Source organism: Mucilaginibacter glaciei (assembly GCF_014773245.1).
Taxonomy (GTDB): Bacteria; Bacteroidota; Bacteroidia; order Sphingobacteriales; family Sphingobacteriaceae; genus Mucilaginibacter; species Mucilaginibacter glaciei.
On record NZ_JACWMX010000006.1, the window covers coordinates 156,899 to 172,353 of the forward strand.

Consider the following 15,455-nt stretch of genomic DNA (forward strand, 5'->3'; position numbering starts at 1 on the left):
ATTAGGGAATATGCCGCTTTACATACGCGAATTTAGCATAACTGCTTTGTTTTTGCATACATTTTATAATAAATATATTGTGCTTTATTAACCATACATTTAGCTGCGCTTATCGATACGACTTAGATACTTTTGATTTTACCCTTATGGATCCTTTTTTAAAAACGGTATCTCTTATCCCGCTAAATGACGAAGAGCGACTAAGGAAATTATATAAATACGAAATACTTGATACACCGGCAGATAAGACTTTCGATAAGATAGCCACACTTGCGGCCCAGATCTTTGATACACCTATAGCATTTGTAAGCTTTGTTGACCGCGACCGCGTTTTTTTCAAGGCCAAGGTAGGCAAAACTGCAGGCGATAATGAATTGCCTGAAGATACTATTGCCACCCTTGCCGTTTTAAGTGCCGATACTACCGTTTTTTCCGATATTTTAACAGAGCCTAAACTTAAGGATACCCTTTTACCGATAGCTGATAATTCTATACGCTTTTATGCGGGCACTCCTATAAAAACACCAGACGGTTTCCTGCTGGGTACTGTTAGCGTGGTGGATGATGTACCCCGTGAGGCTACGGCTAAACAACTCGACATGCTCAAATGTCTGTCAGACATTATTTTGGATGAGCTGGAACTGCGCCAAACCACCCGCAACATCGTACGCGTACAAACCGACCTGATGAACATTGCGGTGCACGATATTAAAAACCCCTTAACGGCCATCTCCTTATTCAGCAACCTTATTGAACAAAGAAGCGGTCAGGATACGGTTAAGTCGATGGCGGGCAAAATATTCAATGCTGCAAAACGGATTTTAGGCGATCTTGAAGAATTATTAAGTCATGCAAAAACCGAAAACGGCGTGATGATGTTGCAGTTTGAAGATGTTGATTCTGCCCAACTGATCACCAAGGCGGTTAATAATTTACAAGTGCTGGCTAATCAAAAGGACCAAAAAATATTGATGCAACTTAATTGCAAGTCAATAGCCCGGTTTGACGAGAGCCGGGTACTGGAGATTTTTGAGAACCTGCTTAGCAACGCCATCAAATACTCGCACCACAATAGCTGGATCAACGTCCGCTCGGACGAAGTAGACGGAAATCTGATTGTGGAGTTTAAAGACCAGGGCCAGGGTTTAAACGAGGATGATATGCAAAAACTATTTACCAAGTTTGCCCGCTTAAGTGCCATACCTACAAATAAAGAAACAAGCAACGGGCTTGGCCTCTCCATAGCCAAGATTCTGGTTGAGCTGCATAACGGCAAGATCTGGGCTACCAGCGACGGGAAGGATAAAGGCTGCTCGTTCTTTGTCTCGCTTCCCCTCAAGCAAAATTAACCGCCCCGCGGCAGATTATATTTTTTTTGCATTAAATTCATTCAAAATCAAACATTTATTTAACTGTTTAGTTATTTGTGGAATATAATTTTTCACGATACTTTACAACGTATTTGTGTATTTCAAACTTATTGGAGGCAATTAAATTGCTTAACAAGGTATATTTTATATTTTTACGATACTTATCGATTAATACTCCCCGATTTAATGAGTGAAATTAAAAAAAACCATAAACGCCCTTACCCTACACTTGCTAAAACGCTTACAGGCATTGTTGGTCTCGACGAGATAACCGAAGGCGGTTTACCAACCGGCAGGCCTACGCTTATTTGCGGCGAAGCAGGGTGCGGCAAAACTTTAATGTCTATTGAATTTATCGTACGTGGGGCTATTCAATACAGCGAACCCGGCGTATTTATAGCTTTTGAAGAAAAAATAGATGAACTGGCCAATAATGTGGCCTCACTTGGTTTCGACCTGATGAAACTACAGGACGAGAAAAAAATACGGATAGACCATGTACACGTTGACCGGAGCGAAATAGAAGAAACGGGCGAGTATGATCTGGAAGGGTTATTTATCCGCCTTGGGTATGCCATTGACAGTATTGGCGCTAAACGTGTGGTGCTTGACACTTTAGAGAACTTATTTTCGGGTTTACAGAACCAGGCTATATTGCGCACAGAAATTCGCAGGCTGTTTAGCTTCTTAAAAGAAAAAGGTGTCACTGCCATCATAACTGGCGAACGCGGCGATGGTTCATCATTTACACGCCAGGGGCTGGAAGAATACGTTTCAGACTGTGTGATTTTGTTAGACCACCGCGTAGTTAATCAGATCTCTACCCGCCGGCTACGCGTTATTAAATACCGTGGTACAGTGCACGGCACCAACGAATACCCGTTCCTGATAGATGAAGAAGGTATTTCCGTATTGCCTGTTACCTCACTTAAAATGAACAACGAGGTATCGTCAGAACGGGTATCAACCGGCATACCGGCACTTGATGATATGCTGGGCGGCAAAGGGTTATTCAGAGGTGGCAGCGCATTGGTATCCGGTACGGCGGGCACAGGCAAAACCAGCCTGGCAGCATCTTACGCAAATGAAACCTGCAACCGGGGCGAATCATGCGTGTATTTCGCAATGGAAGAATCACCCAGCCAGATCATCCGCAATATGCGGTCAATCGGTATCGATCTGCAAAAACACGTTGATAGCGGCCTGCTTTTTTTCAACGCTTCAAGGCCTAACCTATACGGTTTGGAAATGCACCTCGTGGCCATGCATAAATGTATAACAAAATACCAGCCGCGCGCCGTGATCATTGATCCCATTACCAACTTCATCAACATTGCATCGGTAAGCGAGGTAAAAAATATGTTGGTGAGAATGATAGACTTTTTGCAGGAAGAGCAGATCTCTGTAATGTTTACTGCCTTAACCTTAAACACAATTGTAAATGAACAAACGGACGAGGGGGTATCATCATTAGTAGATACCTGGATACTGGTACGTGACATTGAATTTAACGGCGAACGTAACCGTGGCCTGTATGTAATGAAGGCCCGGGGCATGAAACATTCAAACCAGGTGCGTGAGTTTACCATCACCGATAATGGCCTTAACCTGGTTGAAGTTTATCTGGGCCCCGATGGTGTGCTTACCGGATCAGCAAGGCAGGAGCAAATATTACTGGAACAAACCGGCGAAGCGATCCGCACGCAAGCGGTTAGCCGTAAAGACAGGGAGATCCTGCGCAAGCGCAAAGTGTTGGAATCAACAATTGCCAGCCTGAAAACTGAATATGAATCTGTTGAAGAAGAGTTAAACAAAATCTATATTGAAGAGGAGTTAAAGAAACAAATTTTAGATAAAAGCCGTGCCGAAGTAACGCGTTTTAGAGGTGGTGAAGAAATTGAGAAAACAAAAGAAAAAACGGATAACAAAAGCCGCAAAAAAGATAAAGAATGAGTGAACCCGATAAAAAATGGGAGTTAAGGTTATACGTAGCCGGCAAAACACCAAAATCTGTTACCGCATTAGCTAACTTAAAAAAGTACTGTGAAGAACATCTGCAAGGCCAGTACCGCATTGAAGTGATTGACCTGCTGGAACACCCCCAACTGGCTGAAGGCGACCAGATTCTCGCAATCCCTACCCTGGTACGTAAAGTACCTGAACCGATAAGGAAGATCATAGGCGACTTGAGTAATGAAGAAAAGGTATTGGTTGGCCTGAACATTCGCCCGGCTTAATTGTATAATAGTTAGTTATGGGCGATTCGGAAGGGTTTTTAGAAAGTTGCGGAGAGGATACACCGGCCCTGGCCTATGAGCTTAGGTTATTTATATCGGGAGCATCGCCCAATTCTATCCGTGCCGTAGAAAACTTAAAGGCAATTTGCGAAAAGCACCTTCCCGGGCGGTATAAGTTAGAGATCATCGATATTCATCAACAAAAAGAACTCGCGGAGTTTGATAACGTAATTGCTTTACCGCTGCTCATCAAAAAGTCGCCTGGGACTGAACGCCGTATGATTGGTGACCTGAGCGATACGAACCGCGTATTAAAGGGACTGGGGTTAATTAAATAATATGGAACAGCAACATTCACAAGAAAGCTTATTAAGCCAAATTGAGGAACTGCGTTTCCAATTAGATGAAGCGCATGAAACTATCGATGCCATCCGCACCGGGCAGGTTGATGCGCTTATTGTCAAAGATGGATCAGGCCATCAACTATATACCCTTAAAACTGCCGATCAGACCTATCGTGTCTTCATTGAAAAGATGAGCGAAGGCGCAGTAACTATTAATAAGCAAGGTATAATTCTTTATTGCAATACACGCTTTGCTATTATGGCTGATACCCCGTTGGAACATACTATAGGGCAGCCGCTGGTATCTTTTGTACCCGAAAAATCTAAGGCACAACTGGAACATATAATTAAAGACAGCTGGACTAACGAATGCCGCGCCGAGATTATTTTAAAAGACGGTGGCGGTAAGGATATGCAATGCCTGTTCTCCTGCAATACTATCGAGTTGGATAATGGTATTGCTTTAAGTATTATCATAACGGATTTAACCTTACTAAAAAATACAGAAAGTGCGTTACAAGCCCGTAATGCTGAATTATTTGAGGCCCACGCCGCAACCGAAAAATTAAACAATAGCCTGGAAGATACCGTGCGCCAGCGCACGCATGACCTGGTTATCAGCAGGGAACACTTTAAACTGCTTACTAATAATATCGACCAGATGACCTGGACAAATTTGCCCACAGGCGAATTTATATCTTACAACCAGCGCTGGTTTGATTATACAGGCCTTACTGCCGACGATGAGCATGAAATAAACTGGGAAATGCTAGTTCACCCTGATGATCTTGCCCCTACACTCGAAAAATACACCCACAGCCTGGCTACCGGCGAAATGTTTGAGATAGAAAACCGATATAAACGCCACGACGGCGTTTACCGCTGGCACCTTAACCGGGCCAAACCGTTGTTGAATGATGCCGGGGATATTATTTTTTGGGTGGGCACCGCCACCAATATTGAAGAGCAGCGTAAAGAAATGGAACGTAAGGATGAGTTTATAGGTATAGCCAGCCATGAGCTTAAAACGCCCTTAACCAGTTTAAAGGGCTACCTGCAATTAATTGCAGGATATAAAAAGGAAGAGCTACCCCCTGTTGTAAAACAATATATCACCAAGGCGTTGGGCTCTATCAATAAATTACAAAGCCTTATCAATGACCTGTTAGACGTAAGCAAAATAAAAGCCGGCCGTTTACAGTATGCCATAACAGATGTTGACATTACAGATATGGTGAGCCAGTGTATTGAAAACGCCCGCCATATTAATCCCGGTTACACCTTTAACTTGAGCCTGCAACCCGGCTTTATCGTACAGGGCAACCAGGAACGTTTAGAACAGGTGCTGATGAATTTGCTCAACAACGCGGTAAAGTATTCGCCTCATAATAAAGAAATTGAGGTGGCGGCTGTTCAGCAGAACGATAAAGTACGTGTCGCCGTTACCGACCATGGCATAGGCCTGTCCAGCGATCAGAAAAGTAAAGTATTTGAACGCTTTTACCGTGTGGAGGACAGACATAACATGACCAGCGGCCTGGGCATGGGCCTGTACATTTCGCAAGAGATCATTCGTAACCATAACGGTGCTATAGGTGTTGAAAGCGAACCGGGAGTAGGGTCTACTTTTTATTTTGTGTTACCGCTGGTGTAGTAAAAAACCGCTCTCTTTCCAAAAAAACATTCATAGCATACCACTGGCACCATTTATTCCAAATAAATTCCCATTGCATCTACGCTAAATTTGCGGATATTGGCGTATTCCCAATTTACCAATGATGACCGACAGCCCAAACGGAAATGTAACGCTTACTACAAGTGCTAACGGTATTGCCACCATTAGCTTTTATCACCCGGCGCAAAACTCCTTACCTGCACAACTGCTTAAAAAACTTGCCGATGCTATCGATGCAGCGGGCAACAACCCGCTAACCCGTGTTATCGTATTAAAAAGCGAAGGAGACCGTACCTTTTGCGCCGGTGCCAGTTTTGATGAGCTGCTGCAGATAAAGGATAAAGAAGCCGGAGCTGCATTTTTTTCGGGTTTTGCCAACGTGATTAATGCCTGCCGTAAATCGCCAAAGATCATCATCGCCCGCGTTCAGGGTAAAGCTGTTGGTGGAGGGGTTGGTTTAGCTGCCGCTGCCGATTATTGCCTGGCTACAGAAGCCGCATCTATCAAACTAAGCGAACTGGCTATCGGCATAGGACCTTTTGTAATATCGCCCGCCGTAACACGCAAAATTGGCCTGCCTGCATTTTCGCAACTTACCATTCGCGCGGCAGATTTTCAGTCGGCACAATGGGCTAAAGAAAAGGGACTCTATAATGAGGTGTATGCCGATATTGCTGCATTAGATGAAGGGGTGGCCGGCTTGACTAACAAATTAGCCACTTACCATCCCGAAGCGTTGGCAGGCCTTAAACAGATCCTTTGGGAAGGCACCGAAAACTGGGACCAGCTATTGGCACATCGCGCCGCCATTAGTGGCGAACTGGTTTTATCTGAGTTTACCCAACAAGCCTTACATGGGTTTTTAAACAAATAAAAGACTGAAATACCGCGCGTCATATAATCGGGACCGGAGTGGGCGGTTGGCTTGTGCTTGTCGGCGGTAATTATTAGAGAACAGGGTTGTAATTCTATAACCTTATTAACTTTTTACTTTTTCTTGGCGTATAAGTTTTATTAGATTAGGTTTGATAATTATGTTTTTTACCACCACACCCGAACCACAAACTGCAAACAGCGAACTGATACTGGAAACCATATCTGTTACCAAGAATTTTTTTGGAGATAAGTCGTCGGGTGTAAACAACATAACCGTTTTTGTGCCCAAGGGCAAAATCACCGCCATTGTAGGCGAAAGCGGCAGTGGTAAAACCACGCTGCTTAAGCTGCTTGCAGGCATGATAAAGCCCGACTCGGGCGATGTTTTTTTTCATGGCCAGCCTTTGCCGCAGCGTGGCGCTGCCTTTAAAGCAACACATGCGGTAATCACTATGGTGAGCCAGGACAGCCAGGAAATGGATGCGAGTGCCAACGTATGGAAAAACGTAAGTAACGGACTACCTACGGAAGACCGAAATTACCAGATCCAGAAAACAACCCAGGCTCTAAACCTATTGGGCATCTTCCATTTGCGGGATCAGCCTTTTGGCAAGTTAAGCGGCGGCGAAAAACAACGGGTAACCATAGCCAAAGCGTTAATTAACCGGCCCGAAGTACTGATGCTTGATGAACCCTTTAACCAGGTTGATGCCAATTACCGCGAAGGCTTGCAGCACGACATCAGGCAGATTGTAAACGAATGGGGCGTTACTGTAATACTGGTATCGCATGACCCTGCCGAACTGCTTTCTATGGCCGACGAACTGATCGTGATCAAAGAGGGCGAAATTGTTGAGCATGGCTCGCCCCAAGAACTTTACCATTCGCCCAAATTGCTTTACACATCAAAAATACTCGTAGCCAGCACAGAACTTACCGCCGCCCAGGCCGAAGTTTGCGGCATTGCATCCAAACGCGGTAGTGTAGTGATCTATGCAGAAAACATCAGGGTAGATGTGATGGGGATGGGTAAAAAATGGATTGTTAAACAAGTGTTATTTAAAGGCTTTTACGAAGAATTGATCATTGAGCGACAGGAGGTTTCCCTGCGCATGTTTAACTACGCCCGCGGTAAATATAGTGTGGGCGACAAAGTAAGCATCAGCATCAAAAAGTTCCACGAATTTGGAAAATGGCTCTGAAGGGGAGTCAAGATTAAAAGAGGCAAGAGAAAAAAGCTTTGATACGACACCTCGCTTCCTTAAATTTTAGATCTTAATTACCTTATCATTTTTATTGGCGGGCCGATGGTCTTCCGGCTTGGGGATATTCTTCACAATATGAACCAGCGCGCTGCCTAAAACAGCCAACGCCTTAACACCGAAAGTTACAAAAGGCTTCATGGTTTCTATTAATCCATTGTCATTATTCTTCGCTGCCTCGGCTTTGCCCCTACCTATCTTTTTCTGTTGCATACCCATATAAGCAGGCTTGAAGCCCGTTTGTTTTAAGATTGTGGTCTCTATACAAACAATTCTCAAAAAAATGCATTCAACTAATGAACTAAGTACCAATCAACCAATAAACTAACATCATGAATAAAACTATCGGAATAGTACTCATCGTTATCGGCGCAGCCATGCTGATATGGACAGGCTTTACTTATACCAAAAAAGAGAAAATTGTAGATGCCGGCCCTATTCAGATCTCGGCCGACAGGCAAAAAACAGTTAACTGGCCACCTTATCTGGGCGGCATCTTGCTGGTAGGAGGTATAGTGATTATAGCTACCTCTAAAAAATCGTAGCAAAGCACTACATTAGTGGGTATGGAACCCACCTTTTTTGAAACACCGGCCAGTTTTCGCAACTGGCTGCAGCATAATGCGCACAAGGAAACGGAGCTGCTGGTTGGTTTCTACAAAACAGGCAGCGGTAAACCCAGTATTACCTGGCCGCAATCGGTAGATGAGGCGCTTTGCTTCGGGTGGATTGATGGCGTTCGCAAATCAATGGACCAGGAACGTTATACCATCCGCTTTACACCACGAAAAGCCAAAAGCATCTGGAGCGCGGTCAATATCAATAAAATTGAAGAACTAACCAAAAAAGGGTTGATGCAACCTGCGGGCGTAGCCGCCTATGCACTACGCGACGAGAGCCGCTCACGCATTTACGCCTTTGAGAACGAGGCGAAAGTGTTCAGCACTGAATATGAAAAAATATTCAGGCGTAACAAAACGGCCTGGGCATTCTTTCAATCACAGCCGCCGGGGTATATTAAATTATCCATACACCGGGTAATGACCGCCAAGCAGGAAAAAACGCAACTCAGCCGTTTGGAAAAGTTAATAGCCGCCAGTGAAAACGGTTTGAGGATAGAGTAATACCTTCCAACTTTCTATTCTGAGAAACGAAGAATCTTTGCGCCGCTCTTAGCCAGGCAGCCATACTTGCAGGGAGGGAATTGCTCCGCTCGGTATGACAATCTTAGACCCGTCATCCTAAAATTGTTTCAGGATCTCACAGGACGAGTGGACAACCTTGCATAAGAGAGATACGGAAATAAGTTCTGCATGACGCGACAGCGGCACCTACCTCTTTAACGGGTACAAATGCACCACCTGCCCGCCACCTCCAGCCAGTATCATTTTTAGTACCGTTTGCCGGGATACCTGTTTAAGTTCCTTTATCAAGTGATTGGCATTTATGCCTACATCCGGCGCGTCGCTGTAAACCTCGGCCCCATAAGTGGCGTCACCTAAAAAGTCGAGTTTTAAATTCAGTTCACGGGCATTATTATTGGTAATTGCACCAATATACCAATTATCACCTTTGCGGCGGGCAATTGCAATGCGCTGGCTGGGTTCGGCATCTACCACGCGCGTTTCATCCCAGGTAGTGGGTACCTGCTGCAAAAACTCAAAACCGGGCTGGCCAATATAAGCTTCAGGCGCATCGCAAACCATCCCTAAGGCATTCTCTAATACTACGTACATCGCAAGCATGTGGCAACGCGTACCTACCACCATGGGGCGGGTATAATTCACTTTAAAATTTTGCGGGGTAGCCGCCCGGAAACCCCCTAAATGATAATCGGTAGGCCCGGCAAGCATCCGGGTAAATGGAATATCGATATCCTGCGCGGGTGTTACACGGGTTCCCCACTTGTCGTTCTCGTAGTTTAAAGTGCCCTCGCGGGTAAACTCATTAGGATAAGTGCGGTTCATGCCCGTAGGTTTGTACGCGCCATGAAATTGAATGTGTAGCCTATGTTTAGCAGCACATTGTAAGATCTCTTCCTGCATGTTTACCATTTCCTGGTCGTCGCGGTCCATAAAATCACACATCAGGCCCTTAATGCCCCATTTTTCGTACTGGGCGAAAGTCTGCTCCAATTTTGGATAAAGCGCGTAAAAATGCACCCAAACCCGGATGCCCACACCCTTTGCCGCTGCCGAATCGCATACCTTTTGCATATCCAGGCCCGGTACCGCTCTGGACGGATCGGCATGCGGGCCGGGTTGGAAACCCTCGCCATCGTTCACATACCATTCGTGCAGGCCATACTCAACTACTGAGTGGTACGCAATGTTATATTTGCTGCAAAAATCAACATAGTACATATTGGTCACGTAATTATTGCCGGGGGCGTTCAGGCTGTCGGGCGTAACGTTGCCATTCCACCAGGGGAAGGTAGTGGTGCCCGGTTTTATCCACGATACATCCTTTATCTTATTGGGCTCGTTCAGGTTGGTTAGGATATTGGTTTCTATCAGCGCCCCTACCCGGTCGCTCATCATCATCACCCGCCATGGGCTGTTGTGCGGCAGGGTGGCTTTTACCTTAATATCCGGTTGATTAGGCAAGGGCGATAAGCGTGTTTCTAACACATTGTTGTGCTTAATAAGGTACATGCCGGCATAATCATGCAGAGCGGCTTCTGTTAACGACACGTATACCCCATTAGCGAATCCTAACAGCACAGGCATGTCCATCAAATTATCGGCTTTTAACTCTTTTAGGGTGGTTTTAGTGTATTCCCCCTCGTGCGACGTAGTAAAATTAGGCAACAGTAAAGCCGTAACCCTGGGGTTTTGAATGAAGTTGAATGTATTTATCTCGTCGGTAACGTTTACCGTTTTCCATCCGCTTTGCGCGGGTATCCTATAACGGAAGGCCAATCCGTCGTTAAACACTCTAACCTCCAAATTTAGTTTGCGTTTAGAGCCGGTTTGTTCCGATACGGGGATAATAATGCGATTGCATTCGCTATGCACCTTGCTGGTTTTTCCCACTATCAGATCATAGTCGTCGGTTAGGCGTTCCATTTTGGCCGATGACAGAACGAGACTTTTGTTAAAAGCACCACCCTCTTTAAAACTGATGTTTAACCTGGAATTTTGGGCCAATATTATGCCTTTATAAGCTACGCTGTAAAACATCCCGACTTGATCAGTATTTAGTTTGAAGCTGATTTTTTTATCAGGCGAAATTACAGTTACAGGCCTTTTTGCAAATGCAGCAGCGGCAAGCAGCACCAAGAGCAGGCTGATGGTTTGTTTTAAAAATGGCATTATTTAGGTTTTTCCGATGATTGCGGATAAAGCTTAAATGTAGCGAATAGTAACCATTACACCAACTTACCGGTTTGCAAAGCCTCCTGTAAAACCTGCGCTTTAAATTTGGGCTTATAACAACACCCCGCCAATACTTTTACCCACTTGCGGTCATAGTTAAATAGCATTTTAATGATACGCACCCGTGCTGATCCTTTTGGATAACCGTACCTGTACCAGCTAAACTTAGAACTATCTATATTAAATTGCTCGGCAAACTCGGCCAAGAAAAGGTCTATCTCAATAGCTACAATATCCAGGTCAAGGTCAATACTGGTATTGGTATGCAGCTCGTTAGGATTGATGCCATGCACTTTATATTTGCTGCAATAATCAATAATAAAGGTTTTTAAACGGGGGTCGAGCTGATCCATACAACCAACAGACACATTTTTATTAACTGCGTTGCATTGATCGGTTGATTAATTCACATTTATTCGCGCAAAGGTTAAACCTCTTTGTCCAGTTTGTACATTTCTACAGGCTGCCTCAAAATGCCGAACGTTTCGGGGATGATCAACGGGATAACTTCGCCGGTTTTTTGGTAGCCGCGGCGTTCATACCAGTTCAGCAATTCTAAACGTGTGGTAATAACCGTCATGGTGATGGTATGGCAATCAATGCTGCGGGCATAGTCTTCGGCTGCCTGAAGTAATTTTCTTCCCAGGCCATTAGCCTGCAGTAATGGCGATACCGTGAGCATGCCCAGGTATAGTTTGTCCGGGCGTTTAAGCAGGTAAACGCATCCGGTTATGTAACCATCTTCATCAGTATTCTTCAAAATCACCGCCTTAGGGTCACCCATTTGGGCGGTCAGGCTTTGCTCGTCAATACGTTGCCCGTCTATCAGGTTCGCCTCCGTTGTCCAGCCTTTTTTGGAGCCTTCGCCACGATAGGCACCGTTTATCAAAACAACCAATTCGGGTACATCGGTAAGGGTAGCAGTTGTTATAGCCATGCGGCAAATCTAAAAATATCGGGCAAAAAATTAAAGCGCTTTCAAGTCTTCCCGTACCGGGCTAAAAACATCAATCAGTTTACAGTCGGTAATGGCTTTGCCGCCATGCGGTACGTTAGGCGGGATCACCGCAAACAATCCTGCATCTAATATCTGAGGTACACCGTTAATCGTCAGTTCAAATTGCCCTTCGATAATAAACGCCAGCTGTTCGTGCACGTGGGTATGATATGGCGACACGCACCCCGCTTTTACCTCGATAAAATTAATGGTATTATTAGCCGTATGAATCAATTTAGAAAAATAGCCCGGGGCTATCTCTTTGGTTTGAATATCTTTAAAATATTGGAAGATGGTAGTATCCATAGGTGCGTGTTTGAGGATTTAAAATTAACCAAATATCAGCCCCAATCAAAACTATGGCATATTGGCGTTAGTCCTGCGTCAAAGTATCACCAGAACAATAAACCCATTAAAACAAGTAGCTTATCCAACAATATACTTACTGCCCGGCAGGTATGATAATAATTTGATCAATACATAAGTTACTAAAAATGTGCAGATAGCTAATACCGGGATCACCAGCACTACATCGTGCAGCCAATTATTAATGATTGGGAACAGTTGATTAAGTACAAGGATATGCGCCAGATACATGCCATAGGTAAGGCCAGATACTTTGGCTATCAAGCTTTCCGTTACCGCGCTTTTAAAACTAATCAGGCTGAACATCAGGAACAAACCGATAGCCATCAGGGCAACATTTATCGTAGGGAACGCCCACGATAGTTCCAATTCCGGGAGGCTTTTGGCGAAAGGCAACTGATGGTCAAAAACCATGTGCGTAATTGCATACCCGGTAATCACCATCGCTAAACCGATGCTTAAGGCTGCTGCCTTAGATAACTTGACGTATGCTTTAAGATAATGCCCTAAAACCAGGTAACCAATATAACCGGAGAAATAGTATCCTGCAGGGAATTTATTCCAGAATACTTCGCCCCAAAGATCGGGCTGTATAGTTTTGATGTAGGGGATGAACAGGGTAATTATCCACAACAACAAGAAAAATTGCTTGAATTGCTTGGATGCCGATTGCACCCATGGCGAGATCACGGGAATAAACAGATAAATGCCAATAAGCATATACAAAAACCACAGATGGCCCGCATTATCACTAAAACTCAGGGGGATGATGTACAGGTTATGCCATAATTGTGACAGGGTATTATTACCCAACAGGTAAGGCACTATGGCATACATACATGACCAGATGAGGAACGGGATCAATATGCGGCTGAAACGTTTTTTATAGAACACGTTGGGCTCTTCCTTTATCGGCAGCAACAAGTAGCCAGATATCATCACAAACAGTGGCACACACGCCCGCATAAAGCTGCCGTAGTTATTCACCCATACGTGATTTTCGCGAACGATGGCATTACTCGCGCCAATGTAAAAGAACTCGCCGGAGTGTACGGCAAGTACCATTAAGCAGGCAAAGATCCGTAGTACGTTAAGGTACGCCGTGGGGCTGGGTTTAAACGTTGTATTGCTGTTGGGCATTTGTTGTAAATAATTGGGAAGCTAATTTAATAATTGACAGGTAATTTTATATCGAAATTAAAACTTAGCTTCGGCTTCGTCGTTTTACACACAGACATCCCTATACTGACATGGCATTTATAGATTACTATAAGATTTTAGGCGTCGACAAAAGCGCCTCCGAAAAAGATATCAAGAACGCGTATCGTAAAACGGCGCGCAAACACCACCCCGACCTTAACCCCAACAACCCCGAAGCTGAAAAGCTTTTCAAAGAGGCTAACGAAGCCAACGAGGTTTTAAGCGACCCAGAAAAACGCAAAAAATATGATAAGTACGGCGAGAATTGGCAGCATAGCGAAGCCTATGAGCAACAAGCCCGGCAGCAAAGCCAGCAACGCAGCTACGGCGGCGGTCAACAGGGCTTTGGTGGCGGTGGTTTTGGAGGCGGCGGCGATTTCTCCGAATTCTTCACCTCGATGTTTGGCGGCGGCCCGGCGGGCAGTGGCAGGCAGCAAAAATACCGCGGGCAGGACATGAATGCCCAGTTACAGCTAAACCTGCGTGATGTGATGGAATCAAAAAAGCAAACCATTACCGTTAATGGTAAAAATATCCGGCTAACCATCCCGGCAGGGATCGAGAACGGGCAAACCATTAAAATTGCCGGGCATGGCGGCGCAGGCGGTAATGGTGCACCGGCCGGCGACTTGTATTTAGAGTTTTCGATACCCGAAGACCCGGAATTTAAACGGGTGGGCAGCGATCTGTATAAAAACATTAGCCTTGATCTTTATACTGCAGTTTTAGGCGGCGAGATCACCGCCGATACCTTGACCGGCAAAGTTAAGTTGAAGGTTGCACCCGGCACACAAACCAATACTAAGGTTAAGCTAAAAGGCAAAGGCGTGCCCAAATATAAAAAGGATGACCAGCTGGGCGACTTGTATCTTACCTACACCATCCAGATCCCTACCAGCCTTACCGATAAGCAAAAGGAATTATTTGAAGAATTAGCCAAATCATAAAACTAAACTTAACGCTATGAGAACAGAGAACGTAATATCCGTCAGTGATTTTTGTGTGTTCCATAATGTGGAGTACACTTTTGTTGATTACCTGGCCGATGCCGGCCTGGTTACGGTAACAGCTATAAACCAAACTAACTGCATCCCTATTGACGAGATACAGAAATTAGAGCGTTTGGTACGCTTGCATAACGAACTGGATATAAACGAACCGGGCGTTGCTACCATAAATAATTTACTGCAAAAATTAGATGATATGCAACAGGAAGTGAGCTATTTACGCAGCAAATTAAGTTTGTACGAGGGCTAATATAGAGGTGAATGGTAAGTTTTTTTTAAACCATGGCACAAAATATGTGTCATACCTACAAAAGAAACAAAGTTTAACTAAAAATCATTTACCATGAAACTGATTAAATTTTCAATAATAGCACTCGTTTTGACTATCTCCGCTCAGTTTGCAAGCGCACAGGTGCGTGTAGGTGTGGGCATCCATATTGGCGACCCATACCCCTACCGTCGCGTAGTTTATCAGCCGGAACCGGTTTATTACCCGCAGCCGGTTTATTATAATCAGCCTGCATATTACCCCCGCACTGTAGTTTACAAAGGCGGTTACGGCTACCGTAGGGCCTATTACGGTCGCCCGGCATATTATCGTGGTGGCGGCTATCGCCCGGCTTTCAGGGGCCGTGGTTTCGAGCATGGTCGCGGTGGATTTGGCCACGGTCGCGGCAGGCACTAAAATTATTGGATCAGCATATATTCAAAAACCCTTCAGCTCGCGCTGAAGGGTTTTTTTGT

The 15,455-nt window shown here is 44.8% G+C and carries 18 protein-coding genes; 12 read left to right on the forward strand and 6 right to left on the reverse strand.

Going from position 1 to position 15,455, the window contains the following annotated elements; translation table 11 throughout:
* Positions 1-146 precede the first annotated feature (146 nt).
* The 7 genes from IDJ76_RS15310 (at position 147) to IDJ76_RS15340 (ending at position 7,704) form a co-directional block, all read left to right on the forward strand.
* The gene (locus tag IDJ76_RS15310) at positions 147-1,349 is read left to right on the forward strand and encodes a GAF domain-containing sensor histidine kinase (RefSeq protein WP_191164220.1); all 1,203 of its coding nucleotides are present in this window, start codon (positions 147-149) and stop codon (positions 1,347-1,349) included.
* Between the two features lie 207 nt (positions 1,350-1,556).
* Positions 1,557-3,323, forward strand: a complete 1,767-nt coding sequence (kaiC, locus tag IDJ76_RS15315; protein WP_191164221.1) for a circadian clock protein KaiC — start codon at positions 1,557-1,559, stop codon at positions 3,321-3,323.
* Positions 3,320-3,607 (forward strand): circadian clock KaiB family protein, encoded by a 288-nt coding sequence (locus IDJ76_RS15320; protein WP_191164222.1) that lies wholly within the window; start codon positions 3,320-3,322, stop codon positions 3,605-3,607. Before kaiC ends, IDJ76_RS15320 begins: the two co-directional genes overlap by 4 nt.
* 17 nt (positions 3,608-3,624) lie before the next feature.
* A complete protein-coding gene (locus tag IDJ76_RS15325) occupies positions 3,625-3,945 on the forward strand; it encodes a circadian clock KaiB family protein (protein ID WP_191164223.1) in 321 nt (106 codons plus the stop codon).
* Position 3,946: 1 nt separating this feature from the next.
* Entirely contained in the window at positions 3,947-5,605 is a 1,659-nt protein-coding gene (locus tag IDJ76_RS15330; protein WP_191164224.1) for a PAS domain-containing sensor histidine kinase, read from the forward strand.
* Positions 5,606-5,726: 121 nt separating this feature from the next.
* Positions 5,727-6,500 (forward strand): enoyl-CoA hydratase/isomerase family protein, encoded by a 774-nt coding sequence (locus IDJ76_RS15335; protein ID WP_224746351.1) that lies wholly within the window; start codon positions 5,727-5,729, stop codon positions 6,498-6,500.
* Between the two features lie 160 nt (positions 6,501-6,660).
* Positions 6,661-7,704 (forward strand): ABC transporter ATP-binding protein, encoded by a 1,044-nt coding sequence (locus IDJ76_RS15340; RefSeq protein ID WP_191164225.1) that lies wholly within the window; start codon positions 6,661-6,663, stop codon positions 7,702-7,704.
* 66 nt (positions 7,705-7,770) lie between these two features.
* On the opposite strand, the gene IDJ76_RS15345 is transcribed toward IDJ76_RS15340, so the two are convergent.
* The gene (locus IDJ76_RS15345; RefSeq protein ID WP_191164226.1) at positions 7,771-7,977 is read right to left on the reverse strand and encodes a hypothetical protein; all 207 of its coding nucleotides are present in this window, start codon (positions 7,975-7,977) and stop codon (positions 7,771-7,773) included.
* A 119-nt stretch (positions 7,978-8,096) separates the two neighbouring features.
* On the opposite strand from IDJ76_RS15345, the gene IDJ76_RS15350 reads away from it, so the two are divergent.
* Together IDJ76_RS15350 and IDJ76_RS15355 are read left to right on the forward strand one after the other, a co-directional pair.
* Entirely contained in the window at positions 8,097-8,309 is a 213-nt protein-coding gene (locus IDJ76_RS15350) for a hypothetical protein (RefSeq protein ID WP_191164227.1), read from the forward strand.
* Between the two features lie 21 nt (positions 8,310-8,330).
* Positions 8,331-8,888: a YdeI/OmpD-associated family protein gene (locus IDJ76_RS15355; protein ID WP_191164228.1), complete on the forward strand. Its 558-nt coding sequence runs from the start codon at positions 8,331-8,333 to the stop codon at positions 8,886-8,888.
* A 207-nt stretch (positions 8,889-9,095) separates the two neighbouring features.
* On the opposite strand, the gene IDJ76_RS15360 is transcribed toward IDJ76_RS15355, so the two are convergent.
* The 5 genes from IDJ76_RS15360 to IDJ76_RS15380 all read right to left on the reverse strand — a co-directional run bounded on the left by IDJ76_RS15360 (position 9,096) and on the right by IDJ76_RS15380 (position 13,644).
* Positions 9,096-11,078, reverse strand: a complete 1,983-nt coding sequence (locus IDJ76_RS15360; protein WP_191164229.1) for a glycoside hydrolase family 97 protein — start codon at positions 11,076-11,078, stop codon at positions 9,096-9,098.
* Positions 11,079-11,134: 56 nt separating this feature from the next.
* The gene (locus IDJ76_RS15365; protein WP_191164230.1) at positions 11,135-11,494 is read right to left on the reverse strand and encodes a DUF1493 family protein; all 360 of its coding nucleotides are present in this window, start codon (positions 11,492-11,494) and stop codon (positions 11,135-11,137) included.
* Between the two features lie 74 nt (positions 11,495-11,568).
* Entirely contained in the window at positions 11,569-12,078 is a 510-nt protein-coding gene (locus IDJ76_RS15370) for a GNAT family N-acetyltransferase (RefSeq protein WP_191164231.1), read from the reverse strand.
* A gap of 30 nt (positions 12,079-12,108) precedes the next feature.
* Positions 12,109-12,444 (reverse strand): cupin domain-containing protein, encoded by a 336-nt coding sequence (locus tag IDJ76_RS15375; RefSeq protein ID WP_191164232.1) that lies wholly within the window; start codon positions 12,442-12,444, stop codon positions 12,109-12,111.
* Between the two features lie 120 nt (positions 12,445-12,564).
* Positions 12,565-13,644 (reverse strand): acyltransferase, encoded by a 1,080-nt coding sequence (locus IDJ76_RS15380; protein ID WP_191164233.1) that lies wholly within the window; start codon positions 13,642-13,644, stop codon positions 12,565-12,567.
* Between the two features lie 110 nt (positions 13,645-13,754).
* Between IDJ76_RS15380 and IDJ76_RS15385 the strand changes: the two genes are divergently transcribed.
* The 3 genes from IDJ76_RS15385 to IDJ76_RS15395 all read left to right on the forward strand — a co-directional run bounded on the left by IDJ76_RS15385 (position 13,755) and on the right by IDJ76_RS15395 (position 15,396).
* Positions 13,755-14,651, forward strand: a complete 897-nt coding sequence (locus tag IDJ76_RS15385) for a DnaJ C-terminal domain-containing protein (RefSeq protein ID WP_191164234.1) — start codon at positions 13,755-13,757, stop codon at positions 14,649-14,651.
* A gap of 16 nt (positions 14,652-14,667) precedes the next feature.
* Positions 14,668-14,961 (forward strand): chaperone modulator CbpM, encoded by a 294-nt coding sequence (locus IDJ76_RS15390; protein WP_191164235.1) that lies wholly within the window; start codon positions 14,668-14,670, stop codon positions 14,959-14,961.
* A 93-nt stretch (positions 14,962-15,054) separates the two neighbouring features.
* A complete protein-coding gene (locus tag IDJ76_RS15395; protein WP_191164236.1) occupies positions 15,055-15,396 on the forward strand; it encodes a hypothetical protein in 342 nt (113 codons plus the stop codon).
* Positions 15,397-15,455 lie beyond the last annotated feature (59 nt).

Bases quoted from the DNA above. Each gene is read 5' to 3' on its own strand.
- IDJ76_RS15310 (WP_191164220.1), top strand. From the start codon at position 147: ATGGATCCTTTTTTAAAAACGGTATCTCTTATCCCGCTAAATGACGAA.
- kaiC (WP_191164221.1), top strand. From the start codon at position 1,557: ATGAGTGAAATTAAAAAAAACCATAAACGCCCTTACCCTACACTTGCT.
- IDJ76_RS15320 (WP_191164222.1), top strand. From the start codon at position 3,320: ATGAGTGAACCCGATAAAAAATGGGAGTTAAGGTTATACGTAGCCGGC.
- IDJ76_RS15325 (WP_191164223.1), top strand. From the start codon at position 3,625: ATGGGCGATTCGGAAGGGTTTTTAGAAAGTTGCGGAGAGGATACACCG.
- IDJ76_RS15330 (WP_191164224.1), top strand. From the start codon at position 3,947: ATGGAACAGCAACATTCACAAGAAAGCTTATTAAGCCAAATTGAGGAA.
- IDJ76_RS15335 (WP_224746351.1), top strand. From the start codon at position 5,727: ATGATGACCGACAGCCCAAACGGAAATGTAACGCTTACTACAAGTGCT.
- IDJ76_RS15340 (WP_191164225.1), top strand. From the start codon at position 6,661: ATGTTTTTTACCACCACACCCGAACCACAAACTGCAAACAGCGAACTG.
- IDJ76_RS15345 (WP_191164226.1), bottom strand. From the start codon at position 7,977: ATGCAACAGAAAAAGATAGGTAGGGGCAAAGCCGAGGCAGCGAAGAAT.
- IDJ76_RS15350 (WP_191164227.1), top strand. From the start codon at position 8,097: ATGAATAAAACTATCGGAATAGTACTCATCGTTATCGGCGCAGCCATG.
- IDJ76_RS15355 (WP_191164228.1), top strand. From the start codon at position 8,331: ATGGAACCCACCTTTTTTGAAACACCGGCCAGTTTTCGCAACTGGCTG.
- IDJ76_RS15360 (WP_191164229.1), bottom strand. From the start codon at position 11,078: ATGCCATTTTTAAAACAAACCATCAGCCTGCTCTTGGTGCTGCTTGCC.
- IDJ76_RS15365 (WP_191164230.1), bottom strand. From the start codon at position 11,494: ATGGATCAGCTCGACCCCCGTTTAAAAACCTTTATTATTGATTATTGC.
- IDJ76_RS15370 (WP_191164231.1), bottom strand. From the start codon at position 12,078: ATGGCTATAACAACTGCTACCCTTACCGATGTACCCGAATTGGTTGTT.
- IDJ76_RS15375 (WP_191164232.1), bottom strand. From the start codon at position 12,444: ATGGATACTACCATCTTCCAATATTTTAAAGATATTCAAACCAAAGAG.
- IDJ76_RS15380 (WP_191164233.1), bottom strand. From the start codon at position 13,644: ATGCCCAACAGCAATACAACGTTTAAACCCAGCCCCACGGCGTACCTT.
- IDJ76_RS15385 (WP_191164234.1), top strand. From the start codon at position 13,755: ATGGCATTTATAGATTACTATAAGATTTTAGGCGTCGACAAAAGCGCC.
- IDJ76_RS15390 (WP_191164235.1), top strand. From the start codon at position 14,668: ATGAGAACAGAGAACGTAATATCCGTCAGTGATTTTTGTGTGTTCCAT.
- IDJ76_RS15395 (WP_191164236.1), top strand. From the start codon at position 15,055: ATGAAACTGATTAAATTTTCAATAATAGCACTCGTTTTGACTATCTCC.